This window comes from Paraburkholderia sediminicola (assembly GCF_046026895.1).
Taxonomy (GTDB): Bacteria; Pseudomonadota; Gammaproteobacteria; order Burkholderiales; family Burkholderiaceae; genus Paraburkholderia; species Paraburkholderia sediminicola_C.
The window spans coordinates 1-5,769 of the sequence record NZ_JAQQEU010000159.1; the positions used below are offsets into that span (position 1 = coordinate 1).

Below are 5,769 nucleotides of genomic sequence, written 5' to 3' on the forward strand. Positions count from 1 at the left end.
GGTCGTCTACGGAAGTTCGCGACGAGCCGGTTAGCGCCATGAGGCGTGCAACGCGCTCTGTGAGCACGTGAGGTATTGCGGGCGCCGCGCGCCCATTCATGCGTGGCTTTTTGTAGGTGTCTCGTAAAGTTGTCGGTAGCGTCCGCGTGACGAGGCGAGTGGCCCGTGCGCGACTCAAGGTTCTGCGTTTCGGCGCCGTTATACCGGGTTGTAGCAGCCCCAATATCTCAGGCAGGAAAACGCAATGAACAACAGCGGGTGTCTTAGGCGCGAATTCTATGTGAACACAGCTTCCTACTGCAGGGTCATGGGCGTTGTGTCGGCCGTCACCTTCGGTCTCTACCGGGTGGAAGGCGGCGGAACGGTCGGTATGCTTTCCGTCTGCTGGGAAAATCTCGGCAATGATGTCGTACCGCAAATGCACGCCTACTACGACAGCTGGCGCGTTCTGGCTTCGTTCTCTGATGTTCTCGCCCGGATGAGCGAAGTGACGGGAAAACCTTGCTCTCCGGATGAGTTCTGTCAGATCCTGCTGGATTGCGGGTTCGTGAATCGAGTCGAGCCAGGACTGGCTGATGGTGTCCAACTGTCCTGAAAGAATCGACCCAAAGTCAGCGAAACGGGCTTGAGCGCGCGAGGTGCTTTTTTTTCGAGCAGCACGCCTTGCTGATATCAAGCGTTTCAGATAGGAGCCCGTTGCCGCCGGGCTGGTCACGCGGCCGCGGCATGCCGTGGCACGGGTATTGGCCCGCGCATTGGGTTGGTGACTGAGCGCACGCCTGCGTTGCTTGGTTACCAGCTAAGCATAAGTCTTAAAAGGAAGGAAGTCTTAATCATGTCAGTAACAGTTCGCATCGAATTTCAGTATTGCCAGCATGGCAAGAGAACGGTCCAGACAGGAAACGAGCTGGTAACTGTATCGGAGAATACCAATAGCGCAATCCTGGCTGTCCTGCGGCTCCTGCATCCGCATTGGGAGTCGATCAAGCTGCTCTCGACGTCCTCTCCGACGTCTCCAGCAACGACCTCATGTCCGTAAGCCGGCGTTGCCGTGCGTCTCCGGCAAGACGCTGATCAAGGCAATGACCAGTCTCGAAGCTCGATTGGCAGGCCTCCAGCATGACCAGTTGCAACGCGGCTCGGACTGGTGCGACGCTGTGCAGCGAGCACTGGAGGACTTGCGCGACGCGTGCAACGCCTCATCCGAATGCAGCGATCTGGATGAAGTTTTGGCTGATCTGTGGCACGCCAGAGGGATCGGACTGCCCTTTCAACGATAGGGGACTGCACATGAAGGTGGGCCTGAACAATGCCGCGCCGGACTGCGACAGGCCCGGACATCTGATATGCAAAAACGTCTGGCGGACAGCGGCCGCCTCAAGGCCGGTGCGCAAATGTCGGATTTGGCCGATCAAGGGGCGTTCGTCTTCGACAATCGGATGACCGGTTACGGGGCGGAACCGACGCCTGAACGCGATCATGCATCTGATCGGCAAAGCGGGATTTGCAAGCTGTACCGCAAGGCGCCCAGAAACGCGGCGGTGCTCCAATATCGACGAAAAGACCCGCCTTCAGGCCATTGAGCGCAAGCACCCGGGACTTGCGCCCGCGCCCGGACGGCTGCGCCCGTCGTGCGATTGAATATGTTCGTCACGGCACTCAGGCGTTGATTGCCGCGCTCGATGTGCATACCGGATAGGGGTACTGGCAGAGTGCCGCGAGCGGCGTACCCAGGACGATTGCAGTCGCGCTTCGTGCGTGATCCGTGGCGGACGACCACTACGCTCGCCCTCGCGAATGCCTTGCGCACCCTGCTGGGCAATGCGCTTGCGCCACAGGCAGACTGTTTGCACCGATACACTCAGTTCCCGCGCAATCACCGTATTGGAGTGGCCCTCGTGGGCCCCACAACGCGATGCGCGCCCGCATCACATCTCGCTGCGCAGCCGTCTTCCGCTCAATCAGCGATAGCAGATCATGTCTTCTTTGTTCGCCAGCTTCACTGGCGTTGCATGGCGGCCTCGATTGCATGAGAGCGGTTGATCAGGGTGTCCAACGATAAACAACCACGCTAGAACCGTTGTAGTTGTCTTTTGTAATGACGTACTCTCCGGTTGTTCGACGGTACGATCGCAGGCCGTACATCGAATCCACGTCATTGCCGACGTACACGGTATCGGGGCTGCTGTTGGTCAACGTGGCGTCCAGGCTGCCTGTATTGAGATTAAAGGCATCGATATTGGGCACTGTGTGTACGTATCCGACAAAGAGATAGTTGCCCGTAGCCGTAATCGACTTGGGACTGGCGCTGGTAATGTTGATTACCGGATTCGCAGCGGTGGTGTTGCCAGCGCGCCAGCCGTGATACACCTCGACCCGCGATCCGATCGACGTCCAGTCTGTGCTCCCGACAATGCCTTGCGCGAGGATCATGGTGTCGCTTTCCGGCAGGTAGATGATTCGCGTCAATGGCTTGATAGTGCCCGGAATCGGAGTTGGAATGCCAGCCCCCCATGTCGGTTTGCCGCTGGCATCAAAGCCGGTGAGCGCATAGTGCCAGATGGCGTTTGTCCCGTCCAAACCGGCCCAGACGTCGCCGTTGCTGTCGAGGCAGAATCCATCCCTGATCCTCGCGGCCGTATTGAACGCTGCACCGGGAAGCGTGGCATCCGGTATGGCGACGTAGCCATTTGCAGCGTTGAAGTGGAAGAAGTAAAAGCTATCTGGGTCCTGGCCGCCCGCCACAAGAATCCGGTTTGCGCCAACCGCGGCGAGTTGACCGAAGTGCTCACCGCGTCCCAGATCGTTGATGTTGAGTCGTGGATCGGATGGGTAATCGATCGGGTCAACGGTGTTCGCGACGAACGTTCCGCCAGCGGAGCCTGTGTAGATGTTGGTGCCTCCATAGAAATAGGCGCCGTCTGTACCCGGGTCCGGAGCGGCGACCCCCTCAAAGTTGAGAGACTGAAGCTTCCATTGCAGGCTGCCGGAGCGGCCGTACGAATGAATGTCGGTGCCACCGTCGCGGCCGAGGTCCCAGGTGCCGCCCCAAGGGTTATTGAGCACATACAGGTTGCCGGCGGCGTCCTTGCCGATGCCCACGACGCGGGTGAACCGCTTGGCCCCTACCTGACCTTTGATCCCGGTCGTGGTGTCGAGGTATCCGCCCTGAATGCCAAACGTGCTGACAAGATATGGAGTGCCCGAGATGTTGTAGGTCTTGATGTTCATGTCGGGTCCCTCGTCGCCGGCCATGAGCTGCACAGTCGTCGAATCGAAATACAGCGCCGACGGTCGGGAGGCACTGGACATCTGGATGGTGTTCAGCGGCCTGCCGGTTGGATCGAATTCGAGGATTGTGCCCGCACTCTTCTGAGCCACCCAGATGTTTCCTGCTCCGTCCACCGCGAGCGCGCCGGGACCGGAGACGTTGATATCCCGCTGCCACACGCCGGCAGTGGTGTAGACGCGGACGCGATTTCCCGGAAAGTCGCTCGCATAGAGGAGTGAGCCCGACGTCGCGAGTCCGGTGATGACATCAGCCCGCTTCTCAGCCGTTGTCGCGCTGACCGAAATGAGCAGATCGCGGGTTTGACTGGTTCGGCCGTATCGGCCCACCGTGCCGCTGCCGTAAGCGACGTTATATTGCAAGGCAGCGAAGATTGACGTTGCATTGCCCGTTATGGCGCCGCCCTGAAACTCGCCGTGCCCCCCTACGGACCCGATGCCTTTACCGTTCGCGTAAATTGCGACACCCCCTTCGTTTTCGTCCCACATGGACGCCGTATAGATGACGCCCTCGGGCGCTACCCACATGGAACGGGCGACGCTACCCACGCGGGTGGTGTTGGTCCCGAATGTGTTCGCCAACCAGTCGGACGTGTACGCCGCCTGACAATGTGGCGCGATCACAGCAAGCAGCATTGCGGCAACGATTATGGTAAAGATGTTTTTCTTGATCATTAGTTATGCTTTGCGTCTGCCGATCTGGCTGCGATGGTCGATAGTGAGAGATCACCCGATGTCCCTCCCAACTCGAAGCGATGTCGCAGAAACGCGAAATCCATGCGAAAGGCGCGACGTTTTCGTCCTCGAGTGAATGTGTGATCTGCCGCCCCATGTTGTCGTCCGGTCATCCGGCGTGGCATCGTGAGGCCCCGCCGTTGCCGCCCCGTGAATGGGCGAAACCGATCCGCCGCGCGATTGAGTCGCCTTCCCGGGAAACGCGGCGGGAATTGCGTGCTCGGCGAGCGGACCTGAACTGGATATCGGCGGAAACAGTAAAGACTTAAGGCAACTACAAGATCCTATGAAGCGTAGGGCAACGACGAACAGATACTAGAATCAGCACGTCGACCCCGGCCCACAGGAGGGCATCATGCGCAAAGATCCGGCATCCATGGCAGAGAGCACTCAGGCAATTGTGCTTGCGGTCTCACTTGAGCTTGCGGCAGCCAAATGGAAGATCGCGCTGCACGACGGGCAACGCGAACGTCCAGCCGTGCATACTGTTGCCGAGCCAGTCGCCGCCGCTCGCCTGCAGGCTGCGCTGGATCTGATTGAGCAGCAGAAGCTGAAATGGCGTTAGCGGCAGACACGCGCCTGGTCGTCAGCTACGAGGCCGGTCCCGATGCGTTCTGGATCTATCACGCATTGCGAGCTCGCAATATCGAGTGTCATGTCGTCGACCCTGCGAGCATTCCCGTCGAGCGCCACAAACGACGCGCCAAAACCGACCGGCTCGATGCGATCAGGCTGGTCAGCAACCTGCGGGCGTGGCCGCGCGGCGAACGCGATCGCATGCGCGTCGTTCGCGTGCCATCGCCTCAGGATGAAGCATCACGCCACTCGATGCGCGAACGCGCCCAGTTGCAGAAGGAGGTGCTTCAGCATCGCGATCGCATGCGCAAGTTGCTGTGCACCCTTGGCTGCTGGGACGACATCGCGCAGAAAGCGTTCGCCGAACGACTCGCGCACAATGACGTGCGATGCCACGACGGCACACCGCTGCCGCCCGAACTACGTCAGCGCCTGCAGCACGAGTGCGAACGGCTTGGGTTCGTCGAACAGCAACTCGCGAAGCTTGACCGCACGTTGCGCGCCGCTTTGCCCGAACCCGTACGCGAGCGTATCGAGCATTTGAGCCACCTCAAAGGCATTGGCGGTATTGGCGCCCAGCGACTGGCGCTCGAACTGTTCTGGCGCAGCTTCAACAACCGTCGTGAAGTCGGCGCATGCGTGGGCCTCGTGCCACAGCCTTATGACAGCGGCGAGAGCCAGGTTGACCAAGGCATCAGCAAACAAGGCAATCGACGGGTGCGTGCCCTGCTTATAGAAATCGCCTGGGTCTGGCTGCGATATCAACCCAATAGTGGGTTGACGCGCTGGTTCTATCAGCGCACGCAGGGTACGCCCGCCAGTCGCCGAATCCGACGCGTCGCCATCGTGGCCGTTGCCCGTCGCCTCGCCATCGCGCTGTGGCGCTACCTGAAGGACGGCATCGTCCCCGAAGGTGCGCAACTGAAGTCCGCGTAGCCCCGAAAAACATTGCACAAAGGAGGCAGTGTCGCAGTTGAGCACACCAGCACAAACGGTCTGACGTGCATGCGTCCGTGGGAAGCCCTGGTTGCTATTAATGCAACCGACTACAAGATGGGACGCATGCCCCGGCGATATCCGGGCAAAGCGCGCATGCAGGATGGGGCTGGCCATACGCCAGCGGATAGAAGGTGAGTGCAGACCTCAGGTCTCACGGGCGCGATTAACGGG

2 protein-coding genes and 3 pseudogenes are annotated in these 5,769 nt (G+C 59.9%); 3 read left to right on the top strand and 2 right to left on the bottom strand.

Annotated elements, in window-relative coordinates:
- Nucleotides 1-244: 244 nt before the first annotated feature.
- Together PQR02_RS39440 and PQR02_RS39445 are read left to right on the top strand one after the other, a co-directional pair.
- Nucleotides 245-595 carry a hypothetical protein gene (locus tag PQR02_RS39440; RefSeq protein ID WP_408243232.1) on the top strand — a complete coding sequence of 117 codons (351 nt, stop codon included), beginning with the start codon at nt 245-247 and terminating at the stop codon, nt 593-595.
- 892 nt (nt 596-1,487) lie between these two features.
- Nucleotides 1,488-1,740: pseudogene (locus tag PQR02_RS39445) on the top strand (IS630 family transposase); the annotation flags it as partial.
- A 29-nt stretch (nt 1,741-1,769) separates the two neighbouring features.
- On the opposite strand, the pseudogene PQR02_RS39450 reads toward PQR02_RS39445, so the two are convergent.
- Both PQR02_RS39450 and PQR02_RS39455 read right to left on the bottom strand, forming a co-directional pair.
- Nucleotides 1,770-1,889, bottom strand: a pseudogene (locus PQR02_RS39450) (helix-turn-helix domain-containing protein); the annotation flags it as partial.
- 154 nt (nt 1,890-2,043) lie between these two features.
- A complete protein-coding gene (locus tag PQR02_RS39455; RefSeq protein WP_408243233.1) occupies nt 2,044-3,963 on the bottom strand; it encodes an SMP-30/gluconolactonase/LRE family protein in 1,920 nt (639 codons plus the stop codon).
- 436 nt (nt 3,964-4,399) lie between these two features.
- Here PQR02_RS39455 and PQR02_RS39460 point away from each other — a divergent pair.
- Nucleotides 4,400-5,535: pseudogene (locus PQR02_RS39460) on the top strand (IS110 family RNA-guided transposase).
- The last annotated feature ends 234 nt before the right edge of the window (nt 5,536-5,769 follow it).

What these genes read in the sequence shown, in the direction of transcription:
- PQR02_RS39440 (WP_408243232.1), top strand. Translation starts at nt 245, where the DNA reads ATGAACAACAGCGGGTGTCTTAGGCGCGAATTCTATGTGAACACAGCT.
- PQR02_RS39455 (WP_408243233.1), bottom strand. Translation starts at nt 3,963, where the DNA reads ATGATCAAGAAAAACATCTTTACCATAATCGTTGCCGCAATGCTGCTT.